Origin of the sequence: Novosphingobium sp. LASN5T, assembly GCF_003856955.1 — a bacterium.
Taxonomy (GTDB): Bacteria; Pseudomonadota; Alphaproteobacteria; order Sphingomonadales; family Sphingomonadaceae; genus Novosphingobium.
Map to the genome: position 1 here is coordinate 269,975 of NZ_RQSI01000001.1, position 14,873 is coordinate 284,847.

Annotated in this window: 12 protein-coding genes; 11 read left to right on the plus strand and 1 reads right to left on the minus strand. The window is 68.2% G+C overall.

Annotated elements, in window-relative coordinates; genetic code table 11:
• The first annotated feature begins 75 nt into the window (after positions 1-75).
• The 9 genes from EH199_RS01325 (at position 76) to lexA (ending at position 9,801) form a co-directional block, all read left to right on the plus strand.
• Entirely contained in the window at positions 76-2,010 is a 1,935-nt protein-coding gene (locus EH199_RS01325; protein ID WP_124807473.1) for a peptidylprolyl isomerase, read from the plus strand.
• Between the two features lie 4 nt (positions 2,011-2,014).
• A complete protein-coding gene (trpE, locus tag EH199_RS01330; protein ID WP_124807474.1) occupies positions 2,015-3,568 on the plus strand; it encodes an anthranilate synthase component I in 1,554 nt (517 codons plus the stop codon).
• 9 nt (positions 3,569-3,577) lie between these two features.
• Complete coding sequence (locus EH199_RS01335) at positions 3,578-4,162, plus strand: aminodeoxychorismate/anthranilate synthase component II (protein WP_124807475.1); 585 nt, start codon at positions 3,578-3,580, stop codon at positions 4,160-4,162.
• Entirely contained in the window at positions 4,159-5,151 is a 993-nt protein-coding gene (gene trpD / locus EH199_RS01340) for an anthranilate phosphoribosyltransferase (RefSeq protein WP_124807476.1), read from the plus strand. Before EH199_RS01335 ends, trpD begins: the two co-directional genes overlap by 4 nt.
• A 150-nt stretch (positions 5,152-5,301) precedes the next feature.
• Positions 5,302-6,090 carry an indole-3-glycerol phosphate synthase TrpC gene (gene trpC / locus EH199_RS01345; protein WP_124807477.1) on the plus strand — a complete coding sequence of 263 codons (789 nt, stop codon included), beginning with the start codon at positions 5,302-5,304 and terminating at the stop codon, positions 6,088-6,090.
• Between the two features lie 102 nt (positions 6,091-6,192).
• Complete coding sequence (locus tag EH199_RS01350; protein WP_124807478.1) at positions 6,193-7,071, plus strand: hypothetical protein; 879 nt, start codon at positions 6,193-6,195, stop codon at positions 7,069-7,071.
• 286 nt (positions 7,072-7,357) lie between these two features.
• Complete coding sequence (gene moaC, locus EH199_RS01355) at positions 7,358-7,849, plus strand: cyclic pyranopterin monophosphate synthase MoaC (protein WP_124807479.1); 492 nt, start codon at positions 7,358-7,360, stop codon at positions 7,847-7,849.
• Positions 7,846-9,051, plus strand: coding sequence for a molybdopterin molybdotransferase MoeA (locus EH199_RS01360; RefSeq protein ID WP_124807480.1), 1,206 nt, complete (start codon positions 7,846-7,848; stop codon positions 9,049-9,051). The genes moaC and EH199_RS01360 overlap by 4 nt, the downstream gene beginning before the upstream one ends.
• 57 nt (positions 9,052-9,108) lie before the next feature.
• On the plus strand, positions 9,109-9,801 hold the full coding sequence (gene lexA / locus EH199_RS01365) for a transcriptional repressor LexA (protein WP_124807481.1): 693 nt from the start codon (positions 9,109-9,111) through the stop codon (positions 9,799-9,801).
• Here lexA and EH199_RS01370 read toward each other — a convergent pair.
• Entirely contained in the window at positions 9,795-12,002 is a 2,208-nt protein-coding gene (locus EH199_RS01370) for a ComEC/Rec2 family competence protein (protein ID WP_124807482.1), read from the minus strand. The genes lexA and EH199_RS01370 overlap by 7 nt on opposite strands.
• 38 nt (positions 12,003-12,040) lie before the next feature.
• Between EH199_RS01370 and gltX the strand changes: the two genes are divergently transcribed.
• Together gltX and EH199_RS01380 are read left to right on the plus strand one after the other, a co-directional pair.
• Positions 12,041-13,519 (plus strand): glutamate--tRNA ligase, encoded by a 1,479-nt coding sequence (gene gltX / locus EH199_RS01375; protein WP_124807483.1) that lies wholly within the window; start codon positions 12,041-12,043, stop codon positions 13,517-13,519.
• Positions 13,520-13,585: 66 nt separating this feature from the next.
• On the plus strand, positions 13,586-14,872 hold the full coding sequence (locus EH199_RS01380; protein ID WP_124807484.1) for a citrate synthase: 1,287 nt from the start codon (positions 13,586-13,588) through the stop codon (positions 14,870-14,872).
• Position 14,873 lies beyond the last annotated feature (1 nt).

The following is a 14,873-nucleotide window of genomic DNA, read 5'->3' on the forward strand; positions in this document are numbered from 1 at the left end:
CGCCCCGGCTTTGCCCGGTCGCCGCTGCACGGGCAACGTGTTGAACCGAAGTTACAAGATAGGCGATTGCCCCCGATGCTCGGCTTTTTCCGTTCCTTCCTCAAATCGCGCCTCGGCGTGATTCTGGCGCTGGTGTTCCTGGCGCTGATCGCCCTGGCTTTCGCCGGCGCGGACATCACCGGCAGCCGGTTTGGCGGCGTAGCGGGCGGCGATCGCGCGGCCTCCGTCGGCGGCGATCGCATCGGCATCGGCGATCTGGGCAAGACCGTGACCCGCGCGTTCGAATCCGAACGGCAGCAGACGCCCACGCTGACGATGAAGGACTTCCTGGAGCAGGGCGCGCTGGATGACGCCCTTTCCGGCATGGTCGATCGCACCGCCATGCTCGAATGGGGCAAGAAGTACGGCATCGTCGCCAGCAGCCGTCTTGTCGACAGCGAAATCGCCAAGATTTCCGCGTTCCAGGGGCCGGACGGCAAGTTCAGCCAGACCACCTACAAGCAGCTCATTGCCCAGCGCGGCCTGACCGAAGCCGGCGTGCGCAACGATATCGGCCAGGGCCTTGTCGCCCGTCAGATCCTGGTGCCCGCCGGGTTCGGCGCGACGATGCCGCGCGATGCCGCGCTGCGCTATGCCGCGCAGATCAAGGAACGCCGCGATGGCGTGATCGCCACGATCCCGTCGCTGGCCTTCGCGCCGAAGCAGCCGGCTTCCGACCAGCAGCTCGATGCCTTCTACAAGGCCAACCTGGGCCGCTATCGCCAGCCCGAACGCCGCACCGTGCGTTATGCCTTCCTCGATGAAGCCGCGCTCAAGAGCGTGCCCGCGCCCAGCGATGCCGAAGTCGCGGAACGCTACAAGCTCAACGCGGCGACCTATGCCGCTTCCGAAACCCGCACCGTCACGCAGGTTATCGTCCCCACCGAAGCGGCCGCGCGCGCGCTGGCCGCGGAAGTGGGCAGCGGCAACGCGATCGAAGCCACCGCCAAGGAAAAGGGTCTGGGCGCCACGAAGCTGCCCGACCTGACGCGCGAGGCCCTGTCCTCGCAGGCGTCGGACGCAGTGGCGGCCGCCGTGTTCGCCACGGCCCAGGGCCAGGTTGCCGCCCCCGCGCGCAGCCCGATCGGCTGGCACGTCATCCGCGTGGATGCGATCACCCGCAAACCGGGCAAGACGCTGGATCAGGCCAGGGCGGAAATCGTCGCGGCGATGACGCTCGAAAAGCGCCGGGCGGCGCTGACCGACATGTCCGCCAAGATCGAGCAGCAGTTCGAAAACGGCACCAGCCTTGCCGACGTCGCCAAGTCGATGGGCCTCACCGTCCAGACCACCGCGCCGCTCCTCGCCACCGGGCAGGTCTTCGGCAAGCCCGCGGAAAAGGCCCCGGCGGACGTCGCGCCGCTGCTTGCGGCGGCGTTCTCGATGGAGCGCGAAGGCGAACCGCAGATTTCCGAAGTGCCCGGCAGCACGAAGTTCGCGCTGTTCGACGTGGGCGAGATTACCGAGGCCGCTCCCGCGCCGCTGGCGCAGATCAAGGACGTGGTCGCGCGTGATTACGCTGCCGATCAGGGTTCCGCCCAGGCAAAGATCGCCAGCGACAAGATCATGGCCGCGCTCGCCAAGGGCACCTCGCTCGCCGATGCGCTGAAAACGCTGGGCGTGGCCCTGCCCGCCCCGCAGGCCGTGAACATGGAGCGTCAGCAGCTTGCCGCGGCCGGTGGTCGCGTGCCCGCGCCGCTGGCGCTGATGTTCAGCATGGCGAAGAAGACCAGCAAGCGGCTGGAAGCGCCGGGCAAGCAGGGGTGGTTCATCGTCACGCTGAACGACATCATCCCCGGCCAGGTCGCCGCCAACGATCCCATGCTGCCCACCATCCAGCGCGAGCTGGGCGCGGCAGCCGGGCGCGAACTGGCCGACGAACTGCGCACCGCCATCCGCAACGAAATCGGCGTCAAGCGCAACGAAACCGCGATCGCGGCCCTGCGCAAGCAGTTGACCGGGGGCCAGTAAGCCGATGGTCGATGCGGCGGTGATCGAGAACGCGCCGGCCCGGACCGGACGGCCCGAAAACTGGGACGCGGCGCACGCCGCGCTCGCCGACGGTCGCCCCGCGCTCATCTGGCGGCGCCTGATCGCCGATACCGAAACGCCCATCGGGGCCGCGCTGAAGCTGATCGAACCGGGGCGAGGCGATTTCCTGCTCGAATCCGTGCAGGGCGGCGAAGTGCGCGGGCGTTACAGCCTGCTGGGGCTGGACCCCGATCTGGTGTTCCGCGCCACCGGCCGCGCCGCCGAGGTCAACCGCGCGTGGCGACATGATCGCGAAGCCTTCGCCCCGCTGCCGGGTGACAGCCTGACCGAACTGCGCGCGCTGGTGAAGGCTTGCCACATCGACGTGCCGGCGGCGCTGCCTTCGGCGCTCGCCTGCCTTGTCGGCTATTTCGGCTACGAGACCATCGGCCTGGTCGAAAAGCTGCCCCGCGCGCCGCAAAGCCCGCTGGTCCAGCCCGACATGCTGTTCGTGCGCCCGACCGTGGTGCTGGTGTTCGATCGCCTGTCCGACGAGCTTTTCGCCATCGCGCCGGTTTGGGCCGGCGGCGGCGCTTCGCCTGCGCAGGCGCTGGAAACGGCGGGCGAGCGCATCGACGAAGCGCTGCGCCGCCTCGCCCGCCCCGCACCGCAGGACGCGCGGCTCGATGCGCCGGTGGACGTTGCGCTTGCCCCGGCGATGGCACCCGAGGACTATGCCCGCATGGTCGGCCGGGCCAAGGAATACATCGAGGCGGGCGACATCTTCCAGGTGGTGCTGGCGCAGCGGTTCAGCGCCCCCTTCCCGCTGCCACCGATCGCGCTTTACCGGGCGCTGCGCCGGATCAACCCTTCGCCGTTCCTCTATTTCCTCGACTTGCCGGGCTTCGCGCTCACCGGCTCAAGCCCGGAAATCCTCGTCCGCATCCGCGATGGCGAAGTCACCATCCGACCCATCGCCGGCACGCGCCCGCGCGGCAAGACGGCGGAGGAGGACCGCGCCAACGAGGAAAGCCTGCTGGCTGATCCCAAGGAACGCGCCGAACACCTCATGCTGCTCGACCTCGGCCGCAACGACGTGGGCCGCGTGGCCAAGGCGGGCACGGTCAAGGTCACCGAGAGCTACACGATCGAACGCTACAGCCACGTCATGCACATCGTCTCGAACGTGGTGGGCGAACTCGATACTCAGCGCGCGGATTCGGTCGATGCGCTGTTCGCGGGCTTCCCGGCGGGCACGGTCAGCGGCGCGCCCAAGGTCCGCGCCTGCGAGATCATCGCCGAACTCGAACCCGAAACGCGCGGCGCCTATGCCGGCGGCGTCGGCTATTTCGCGCCCGACGGCTCGGTGGATAGCTGCATCGTGCTGCGGACCGGCGTGATCAAGGACGGCGTGCTCCACGTCCAGGCCGGCGCGGGCATCGTGGCGGACAGCGATCCCGTCTACGAACAGCGCGAATGCGAACACAAGTCCGGCGCCCTCTTCGCCGCCGCGCGCGAGGCGATCCGCGTGTCTAGCGATCCGGGCTTCGGGCAGTAGGACTCCATCATGATCCTCGTCATCGACAATTACGACAGCTTCACTTGGAACCTCGTCCACTACCTGATGGAGATGGGCGCGGAAGTGGATGTCGTCCGCAACGATGCGCTGTCCGCCGGGCAGGCGATATCCTCTGGCGCGCAGGGGTTCCTGATCTCGCCCGGTCCCTGCACGCCCAACGAGGCCGGGATCAGCCTCGATCTGGTGGGCGCGGCGGCGGACGCGGGCGTACCGCTACTGGGCGTGTGCCTGGGCCACCAGTCGATCGGGCAGTATTTCGGCGGGCAGGTGGTGCGCGGCGGGCTGATGCACGGCAAGACCTCGCCCGTCACGCATGACGGCACCGGCATGTTCGCCGGCATCCCCTCGCCCTTCACCGCCACGCGCTATCACTCGCTGATCGTGACCGACATTCCCGATGTGCTGGCGGTCAACGCCACCTCGGACGATACGCACGTCATGGGCTTCCGCCATCGCGAGCTGCCGATCCATGGCGTGCAGTTCCACCCGGAATCGATTGCCACCGAACACGGCCACGCCATGCTGGCAAACTTCCTTCGGCTGTGCGGCGTGGACGCGAAAGTCCCGGCGTGACCGCGCTGCCGCCGGTCGACCGCCCGCTCGACGAGGACACCGCCGAGCGGGCCTTTGCCGCGATTCTTGATGGCGCGGTGGCGGACGAGGCGATCGCCGCCTTCCTCGTCGCGCTGTCGGAGCGGGGCGAGACGGCGAGCGAGATTGCCGGCGCGGCGCGGGCGATGCGCGCGCGGATGATCCCGGTGCAGGCCCCCGCCAACGCCATCGACGTCTGCGGCACCGGCGGCGACGGGCACCACACGCTCAACGTCTCCACCGCCGTCAGCCTGGTCGTCGCGGCCTGCGGCGTGCCCGTGGCCAAGCACGGCAACCGTGCCGCCAGTTCCAAGGCCGGCGCGGCTGACACGCTCGAAGCGCTGGGCCTCAACCTCGATCGCGCCGCTGAAACGGCGGAAGAGACGCTGGCGGACATCGGCATCGGCTTCCTCTTTGCCGCGCGCCACCACCCGGCGATGGGCCGCATCATGCCGATCCGCAAGGCGATCGGCCGGCGCACGATCTTCAACCTGATGGGGCCGCTGGCTAACCCCGCGCAGGTCTCGCGCCAGCTCGTCGGCATCGCCCGGCCCGCCTATGTGCCGATCTATGCCGATGCGCTGGCCCGGCTCGGCACCGCGCGTTCCTTTGTCGTCTCGGGCGACGAGGGGCTGGACGAACTCTCGCTCGCCGGTGGCAACGAACTGGCCGACGTGACCGGCGCGGAGATCGTGATGCGCCGCGTCGCGCCGTCCGATGCCGATCTGCCCACCGCACCGATCGAGGCAATCCGGGGCGGCGATCCCGCGCATAACGCCGAAGCCCTGCGGCGCCTGCTGCTGAGCGAACCCGGCGCTTATCGCGACGCCGTCCTCCTCAACGCCGCCGCCGCGCTGATGGTCGCGGGCGAAGCGCGCAACTGGCACGAAGGCGTGGAGGAAGCGGCCGAGGCGATCGACAAGGGGCTGGCCAAGGCCCTGCTCGATTGCTGGATCGTGGCGCTGCGCTAGAGGCCGGGATTGCGTGCGCGCCGGTGTCTCGACTTCGCTCGACACGAACGGAGGTTGAAGGACACCCTGTCCCCGTTCGTGTCGAGCGAAGTCGAGACACACCGCACCACCCTCTCGACTCGCCCCGCGCAGTCCCGCTAAAGCGCCGCGATGACCGACAAGCTCACCGAGATCTGCGACACCAAGCGCAGCGAAGTCGCCGCCCGCAAGGCCGCCACCTCGCTGGCCGACCTGGCCGCCCGCGCCGCCGGGCAGAGCGCCCCGCGCGGGTTCGAGGCGGCCTTGCGCGCGAGAGCGGCCGCTGGCTACGCGCTGATCGCGGAGATCAAGAAGGCGAGCCCGTCCAAGGGCCTGATCCGCGCCGATTTCCAGCCCGCCGAACACGCGCGGCAGTATGAAGCCGGGGGCGCGGCCTGTCTTTCGATCCTGACCGACGCACCCTATTTCCAGGGGCACGAGGATTTCCTGATCGCCGCCCGTGCCGCCTGCGCGCTGCCGGTGTTGCGCAAGGATTTCATGGTCGATCCCTGGCAGGTCACGGAAGCCCGCGCGATCGGGGCCGACGCCATCCTCATCATCGTCGCCGCGCTGGACGACGGCGCGATGGCCGAGATCGAGGCCGCCGCGATCGAACAGGGCATGGACGTGCTGGTGGAGGTCCATAACGAGGCCGAGATGGAGCGCGCCGCACGGTTGCGCTCGCGCCTGATCGGCGTCAACAACCGCGATCTCAAGCGCTTCGTCACCGATATCGCCATCACCGAACGGCTGGCCCCGCTGGCCCCGCAAGGCACGCTGCTGGTCAGCGAAAGCGGCATCAATACCCATGCCGATCTCCAGCGGCTCGAAAAGTGCGGCGCACGCACCTTCCTGGTCGGCGAAAGCCTGATGCGCCAGACGGATGTCACGGCGGCGGTAAAGGCCCTGCTTCAGGGCTGATCCGCCGCTCCGCATCGGTCCATTTTCACCATACCTTGCGTCCTGGCACGGCAGTAGGGGCGATCCCGTCCCAACGGCACGGGCGGCAAGGTGAAAGGTGGCATGAAGGCAGTCTTGCGGGGATCGCGCCGCGTCCTGCCCGCCGCCGGCACGGTCCTTTCCTTCCGCACCGCTCCGTTCACGCGCTTTTCGCCGGCCGAAACCGGGCGGTGGGCCGCATTGCGCGTGATCGGTGCCAGCCCCCCGATAATCGTGATTCTTGTCCTGGACGGGATCTGGACCGCGCGCCCGTCGCTCGCCGAAACCGCCGCCTGCGGCATCCTGCGTGAACGCCGGTTCTCGCTGCGCCGCGAACCCGCGATCTTCGGCCTGCAGCCGCCGGACTGGAAGCTGGCCGACCTGCGCGAACCGATGCTGCTGGGCGAAACGCCGTTGTCGGCTCAAGACCGAGCCCATGCCGAAGCCATCGCCTGCTATGGCATCGGCGCGCGCTATGGCACCTCGCTCGCCAGCGCGAGCGAGGCTGCCGAGGGCGAATGGCGCTGGGCGCATGATCGCGATGCCTTGCGCGATGAAGTCGCGCGCGAACAGATCGCCGAAAAGGCGGAAGCAGCTGCCGCCCGCACCCGCTTCGTCGCCCGGATGGCCGGGCTGACGTGGGACCGTCTGCGCGCCGAAACGCCGCTGGCAGGCTGGAGCGCGGCCGAGACGGGGCTGCCGCCCGCGTTCGTGGCCGGCGCGCGCCGGGCGCTGCTGCTGGCCTGCGCCGAACTCTCCGCACTGGCGCCGAAGCCGCGCAAGCCCGCCGCCCGCGCGATCTTCAAGCGCTGCGTGGCGTGGTTCAACCATGCCGATCACCGCATCGGCGGCATGATCGGCACGGCGGAGCGCGACGACATCCGCGCCGCTCTCGCCGAGATGGCCCGGCTTGCCGGGCAGAAGCGGCTGCTGGAGGAAATCGACGGCTGGCGCGACTGGTAGGGTTGGACGGCCACCCTGTCGTCATTGCGAGGGGCGCAGCCCCGCGGCAATCCCGGGCAGCACGCGCGGCTGTGGATTGCTTCGCTTCCGCTCGCAATGACGAACGGACCACGCGGCACTGATCGGCCCCTAACCCCCTGTCCTAAGCCGCGATCCTCTGGCATGACCACGGCATGACAGCCTGCTTTTCCTTTTCTCGCGGCGCGGTCTTTACCGGCCCGTGCCCACCCCGTGTTCCTTCGCCATGGACCGTGTCAACTTTGTCAACTTCGCAAGATTGCTGCGCATGAGCGGGCTTACGCATCTCGATTCACAAGGCCATGCGCGCATGGTCGACGTCGGCGGCAAGGCGGAAACGGCGCGCGTCGCCATCGCGCGGGGCCGCATCCGCATGACGCCGGCCACGCTTGCCGCCATCCGCGAGGGCGATGCGCCAAAGGGCGACGTTCTGGCGGCAGCGCGGATCGGCGGGATCATGGCGGCGAAGAAGACGGGCGAGCTCATCCCCCTGTGCCATCCGCTTGCGCTCGATGCGGTCGCAGTGGAGTTCGCCTTCGTGCCCGATGGCGTGGAGGTGACTGCCACTGCCTCGCTCACCGGCCGGACTGGCGTGGAAATGGAAGCGCTGACCGCCGTCTCGATCGCGCTGCTGACCATCTACGACATGGCCAAGGCGCTGGACAAAGGCATGGTGATCGAACAGGTCCGCCTGATCGAAAAGCGCGGCGGCAAGTCGGGCACGTGGCGCGCGGACGAAGAGCGGCAAGACCAGGCATGAAAACCCCACCGTTACCGCTGGAGGAGGCGCAGCGGCGCCTGCTCGCGCTGGCCCCCGCGCTGCCGGTGGAACGTCGCCCCGCCGCCGAATGCCTGGGCTTCCATCTTGCCCAGCCGCTCACCGCGCGGCGCAACCAGCCCGAGGCGGCGCTCTCCGCCATGGACGGATACGCCCTGCGCGCGGCCGATCTCCCCGGCCCGTGGACCGTCGCGGGCGAAAGCGCCGCCGGCCATCCGTTCGATGGCACGGTCGCGCCCGGACAGGCGGTGCGGATCAGCACCGGCGCCGTGGTTCCCGACGGCGCGGACATGGTGCTGATCCAGGAAGACGCCACGCGCGAAGACGACAACCTGCGCCTGACGGGCGAACCGCCCGTGCCCCGAGACAAGCACATCCGCCCGCGCGGCATGGATTTCAGCCTCGATGCCCCCTTGCTGCCGGCCGGGCAACACATGGGCGCGGCGCAGATCGCGCTCGCCGTTGCCGCCGGGCACCATTACCTTGCCGTGCGCCGGCCGGTGAAACTGGCCGTGATCGATTGCGGTGATGAACTGGTCGCCCCCGGCACCACGCTCGCGCCGCACCAGATTCCCGCCAGCAACGGCCCGATGCTGGCGGCGCTGGCGGCGGCCTGCCAGGTCGTGACCGATCGCATCGGGCCGATCCCCGACCGGCTCGACGACCTGACCGCCGCGCTGGACCGCGTGCGCGATGCCGATGTGGTGGTTACCAGCGGCGGCGCTTCGGTGGGCGATCACGATCTCGTTCGCCCGGCAATCGAGGCCACCGGCGCGACGCTCGATTTCTGGCGGGTCGCGATCAAGCCGGGCAAGCCACTGATGGTGGCGCAACGCGGCAGACAGGTGATCCTGGGCCTGCCCGGCAATCCCGCCGCCGCCTTCGTGACCGGCTACCTGTTCCTGCTGCCGCTCCTCCGGGCCGCGCTGGGTGCGGCGGAAACGCTGCCGCGCCTGATTCCGGCTCGCCTCGCGCAGGATATGCCGGCGGGCGGCGGACGTACCGAATTCCTGCGCGCCCGCTGGGACGGTGCCAGCGTGACGCTCGATCCCCTGCAGGATTCCGGTGCGCTGTCGTCGCTCGCGCGCAGCAACGCGCTGGTCCGGCGCGAAGCCCGCGCGCCATTGACGCCAGCGGGAACGGATGTTCCGGTCTATTTGCTGGAAAATGGCGGAATTGCTTGACGGGTGCGTTTTGGTTGCTTATTCGTTCCGCATTCGTTCACTATGGAGTGACGCGCAATGCTGACGCGCAAGCAGCACGAACTGCTGACTTTCATCCAGCTCCGGCTTGAGGAGTCCGGCATTTCCCCCTCGTTCGAGGAAATGAAGGAAGCTCTCGATCTCAAATCGAAATCGGGCGTCCACCGGCTGATTTCAGCGCTGGAGGAACGCGGCTTCATCCGTCGGCTACCCAACCGCGCCCGCGCTCTGGAAGTGCTGCGCCAGCCGGACAGCGCAACCACCAAGGCCGCGTCGCGCACGGCTCCCGCCAACGATGTGGTCGTGCCGCTGCGCAGCCCGCCGAAGACCGCACCGGCGCCGGCCAACGACGTCATCGAAGTGCCGCTGCACGGCCGCATCGCCGCCGGTGCCCCGATCGAGGCGCTGGAAGGCTCCAGCGTATTGCCGGTGCCCGCAGCCCTGCTCGGCGCGGGTGAGCATTACGCGCTGGAAGTATCCGGGGATTCGATGGTCGATGCCGGGATTTTCGATGGCGATTTCGCGCTGGTCCGCCGCACGGACATCGCCCGCGATGGCGAAATCGTGGTGGCGCTGATCCGGGGCGAGGAAGCTACGCTCAAGTACCTGCGCCGCGAAAAGGGCATGATCCGGCTCGATCCGGCCAACGCAGCCTACGATCCGCAATACTACCGTCCCGATGAAGTGCAGGTGCAGGGAAAGCTGGCGGGGCTGCTGCGCCGCTATCACTGATCCGTTGAAGCGGGCGACGGGGCGGCTTCCGGCCGGCGCGTCGCCCGCCAGCGATACCAGCCGTGGTGCCCCTGCGTCTCGGCCACGGTGCGCACGGTGCCAGCGGCAAGATCGATGGCGAGCCCGCCGGTCCGTGCCAGCAAGGCCCGGTCCGCTTTCAGCATCCTGGGCAGGCAGGTGCGTGGTAAGCGGCGATCTGCGATGACAATGTCGGCCGCTGCGCAGGCCCGTTTCAACTCCCCGATCTCCACCAGATTCTGCCCGCGCGCCATCAGCACCGCGAACGAACGCCCGCCCCGCTTCAGCGCGATCCGGCAGAAGTCGGCGTTGCAGACCGCAGCGGGCCAGGTGTCGAGCGGGCGGACGTTCCCCTCCATCCCGGCCATTTCCAGCAGGTTTTCGCGGGTATAGTCCCCGCGCGTCTGGCGCAGCACCAGCAGTTCCGGCCCTTCCCCGGTCAGGCCCACATGCCGGCCATCGCCCGATACCAGGATGTCGGGCGGGCGCATGGTGGCGAACACCAGCGCGGCCACCGCTGCCGGAACAAGCCCCCACAGGCGCACCGGTCCGGTCCACAGCGCCAGCCACAGCCCGCCGGCAACGAACAGCGCGAACACCCCGGGCGGCATCGACGGCATCAGCGTCACCGCGCCGGGCTGCCCCGCCGTCACGTGCGCCAGCCACAGCAGGAGTTCGAGCGACTTGCCCGTCAGCCACCACGCCGGCCCGCCCGCCCCCACCACGTCCAGCACCAGCGCCAAAGCGATCAGCGGCATGGTCACGAACGTGGTGAGCGGAATGGCCACGACGTTGGCCGCCGCGCCGTAGATGCCGGCGCGGTGGAAATGGAACAGCCCGATCGGCATCAGCGTCAGTTCGATCACGAGTCCCGTCGCGAGCAGCATCACGAGATGCCGCCCCAGGCGAAGCAGTACCCCTTCCTCGCGCGCGGCCAGGAAGCGCTTGGCCGGCGTGGAACCATGGAACGCGATGATCGCGATCACCGAGGCGAAGCTCATCTGGAAGCTCGGCCCGAATACGGCCTCGGGCCAGAACACCATGACGAAGAACGCCGCCACCGCCAGCATCCGCAGCGACAGCGGATCGCGCCCCAGCGCCAGCGCCGCCAGTACTAGCAAGGCGCCGATGCACGACCGCACCGTCGGCACTTCCGATCCCGTCAGCAGGGTATAGGCAATGCCCGCCAGCGCCCCCGCCGCCGCCGCGACGATCGGCAGGCGCACGCGCAGCGCCACGAAGGGAAACAAGGCGAACAGGCGCACAGTCAGGACATAGACTGCCGCGATCACCGCGCTGACGTGCAGGCCGCTGATCGAAAGCAGATGCGTCAGCCCGGCATCGCGCATCGCGTCCTCGTCGGTCGGCGCGATGCTGCCCCGATCGCCGCTGGCCAGCGCGGCCGCGATCGAACCGGGCGATCCGGCGAGACGGGCGCGAATGTGATCGGCCAGGTGTTGCTGCCAGCGGCGCAGCAGCCCTCCCCCGTCAGGCGGGGCCAGCACATCGACCGGCCCGACCACGCTGCCGGTCGCGGCAAGGCCCTGGAACCACGCGGCCCGGGCGAAGTCGTATCCGCCCGGCAGCATCGGCGGAGCGGGCGGCATCAGGCGCGCCCGCAGCCGCACCGTGGCGCCTTCGGCAAGACCGGGCCTGTCCTCTTCCAGCGGCAGGTTCACGCGCACCCGCATCGCACCGGGCACGCCTTCGATCCGCGCGTCGACGAGGAGGCGCACCCGCCCTCGCGCACTTTCCTCCTGCCGGTCGAGAATGCGCCCCTCCACCCAGCCGAAGGTCGGATGGCCCACCCCCGACTTTCCGACGAGCGCGGACTTGCTCCACACCGTCACGCAACCTGCCGCCACCATGAGCGGCAGAGAAAGCGCGGCAAGCCGAACGTAGTCCAGCGAACCCTCGCGCGGGATCGCCAGGGCCAGCGTCGCCAGCGCCGCGCAGGCGGCGAGAAGCGCCATCCACTGCCATGGCCCGTCCAGTTCCAGCCAGCTTGCGATTCCCGTCAGGAACGCGACCGCAAGCCATGGCGCACGGTCGAACGGGCGGGCGGCGAGGAATGCGTTGCTCGACGGAAGTATGCTGGACAAGCGCCGATAATTGGCCCAATGCCGCGCCGGTTCCACCGGCAGATTCACCGCCGGTTCAGCCTCAGTTTCGACTGCGGCCATGGACGCCATGGAATGCAATAGGAAGGACCGCGCGGCCGATGGCAAGCGCCACTGAAACCGTTTCCGCACAATCGGCCGCCAGAGCCGGCCAGGAACGCTCCGGCGTTGTTACGCGCTTTGCTCCTTCGCCGACCGGGTTCCTGCATATCGGCGGCGCCAGGACCGCGCTTTTCAACTGGTTGTTCGCCCGCCACCACGGCGGCACGTACCTGCTGCGGATCGAGGACACCGATCGCGCCCGCTCCACCGACGCGGCGATCGACGCGATCTTCGACGGGCTGGAGTGGCTGGGCCTTACCGGTGACGAACCGGCCGTGTTCCAGTTCGCCCGCTCGGAACGGCACGCCGAAGTGGCGCACGCGCTGCTCGCCGCCGGCCACGCCTATCGCTGCTATCTGACGCAGGAAGAACTGGCCGCGCGCCGCGCCAAGGCGCAGGAAGAACGCCGCCCGTTCCGCATCGACAGCGAATGGCGCGATGCCGATCCCGCGACCTGGCCCGAGGGCCAGTCCTATGTCGTGCGGATCAAGGCTCCGCGCGAAGGGCAGACGGTCATCACCGACCTGGTGCAGGGCGAAATCACGGTCAGCAACAGCGAACTCGACGATTTCATCCTGCTCCGTTCGGACGGCACGCCCACCTACATGCTGGCGGTCGTGGTCGACGATCACGACATGGGCGTGACGCACGTCATCCGGGGCGACGATCACATCAACAACGCCTTCCGCCAGCTCGTGATCATTCGCGGTATGCACGCGATCGAGGGCGGCTGGCCGGACCCGGCCTATGCCCACATTCCGCTGATCCACGGTGCGGACGGAGCCAAGCTTTCCAAGCGGCACGGCGCGCTGGGCGTGGACGCCTATCGCGACGAGATGGGGCTGCTGCCCGAAGCGGTGTTCAACTATCTGCTGCGCCTTGGCTGGGGCCATGGCGACGAGGAGATCATCTCCCGCGATCAGGCGGTCGAATGGTTCGATATCGGCCATGTCGGCAAGGGCGCATCGCGGTTCGATTTCAAGAAGCTGCTCAATCTCAACGGCCACTACCTGCGCAAAGCCGATGATGCGCGGCTGGCGGGTCTGGTCGCTTCCCGGCTCAAGCCGTTGGCCCCCGCGTTCGACGACGCGCGGGACATGGCGCTGCTGGAGCGAGCGATGCCCGTGCTCAAGGTACGCGCGGCCGATCTCAACGAACTGGCGCAGGGCGCCGTGTTCCTGTTCTCGCAGCGTCCGCTGCCGCTCGACGCGAAAGCGCAGAGCCTGCTGACGGACGATGCACGCACCATTCTCGCAGCGATCATCTCCAGGATCGATGCGGAATGCGACTGGACAACCTCCACGCTGGAGGCCAGTCTCAAGGCCATGGCAGAGGAGCTGGGAGTAGGACTGGGCAAGCTTGCCCAGCCGTTACGCGCAGCGTTGACGGGTCAGACAACCTCGCCGGGCATATTCGACGTGCTGGTCTTGCTGGGCAAGGAGGAAGCGCTTGCGCGACTCCGGGACCAATCCGCATGAACCAGTTCGTTTTCTAATCTCCTTGCCGTATCTCCCACGGCACAACCCAGATCAGGAGGGCTTAGCGTGAGCGAAAACCAGGCTACTTTGAGCGCGGACGGCAAGACTGTCGAAATGCCGGTCCGCAGCGGCACCATCGGGCCGGATGTGGTCGATATCCGCAAGCTCTACGGGCAAACCGGCCTGTTCACCTACGATCCCGGCTTCACCTCCACCGCGAGCTGCGATTCCGCGATCACCTATATCGATGGCGATGAAGGCGTGCTGCTGCACCGCGGCTATCCGATCGGCCAGCTTGCCGAACACTCCTCGTTCATGGAAGTCAGCTACCTGCTGCTGAATGGCGAACTGCCGAACCAGGATGAACTTGCCGAGTTCACCCGCACGATCAGCCGCCACACCATGGTGCATGAACAGCTCAGCACTTTCTATCGCGGCTTCCGTCGCGATGCGCACCCCATGGCGATCATGTGCGGCGTGGTCGGCGCGCTTTCGGCATTCTACCATGACTCCACCGACATCGCCGATCCGCAGCACCGCAAGATCAGCTCGCACCGCCTGATCGCCAAGATGCCGACGATCGCGGCCATGGCCTACAAGTATTCGGTCGGCCAGCCGTTCCTCTATCCGAAGAACGAACTGTCCTACACCGGCAACTTCCTGCGCATGACCTTCGGCGTGCCCGCCGAGGAATACGAAGTCGTGCCCGAAGTGGAACGGGCGATGGACCGCATCTTCATCCTCCATGCCGATCACGAACAGAACGCCTCTACCTCGACCGTGCGCCTTGCCGGATCGTCGGGCGCCAACCCGTTCGCGTGCATGGCGGCGGGCATCGCCTGCCTGTGGGGGCCGGCGCATGGCGGCGCGAACGAAGCCGCGCTGAACATGCTCAAGGAAATCGGCACGCCCGACAAGATCCCGCACTACATCGAGCGCGCCAAGGACAAGAACGATCCGTTCCGCCTGATGGGCTTCGGCCACCGCGTGTACAAGAACTACGATCCGCGCGCGACCGTGATGCAGCAGACGGTGCGCGAGGTGTTCTCGGCGCTGAAGGTGAACGATCCGCTGTTCGAAACCGCGCTTCGCCTCGAAGAGATCGCGCTCAGCGATCCCTACTTCATCGAGAAGAAGCTGTTCCCGAACGTGGACTTCTATTCGGGCATCATCCTGTCGGCGATCGGCTTCCCGACCACGATGTTCACCGTGCTGTTCGCTCTGGCCCGCACTGTGGGCTGGGTGGCGCAGTGGAACGAAATGATCTCCGATCCCGGCCAGAAGATCGGTCGTCCGCGCCAGCTCTACACCGGGCCGACGCAGCGCGACTACATTCCGCTGAACCAGCGCTAAG